Consider the following 427-nt stretch of genomic DNA (forward strand, 5'->3'; position numbering starts at 1 on the left):
CCTCAATACCCTGCCCCTGCGGGCGCGGCTGGCCAAGCAGCTGCTGCACCTGGTGCGCAGCTACGGCATCCCGAGCCTGTCGCACGGCGACGAGGTGCGCATCGGCCTGCAGTTGGCGCAGGAGGAACTGGCCCAGCTGCTGGGCGCGTCGCGCCAGCGCGTGAACCAGGAACTCAAGGCCATGGAGCGCGAGGACGCCATCCGCATCGAGCCGGGCGGCCTCGTCGTGCGCGACCGTGACGTGCTGATGCGCATCGCCGAAACCGACCACTAGAACCCTTTTCCGCCGACCCCTCCATGACCGCTTCCTACGAACACTTCACCGGCACGCGCCCCGTCTCCGCGCAGCACGCTTTCGATACGGACGCGCTCTCGGCCTGGATGGCGGCCCACGTGGAAGGCTTCGAGGGGCCGGTGTCGGTGGAGA

Annotated in this window: 1 protein-coding gene; it reads left to right on the forward strand. The window is 69.1% G+C overall.

Translation table 11 applies throughout. The features are described 5' to 3' along the window. A partial coding sequence (locus tag M1M07_RS32500; protein WP_248676803.1) for a helix-turn-helix domain-containing protein occupies positions 1 to 274 on the forward strand: 274 nt, incomplete at its 5' end. Between the last annotated feature and the right edge of the window lie 153 nt (positions 275 to 427).

Origin of the sequence: Rhodococcus sp. HM1 (assembly GCF_023218075.1) — a bacterium.
Lineage (GTDB): Bacteria > Actinomycetota > Actinomycetes > Mycobacteriales > Mycobacteriaceae > Rhodococcus.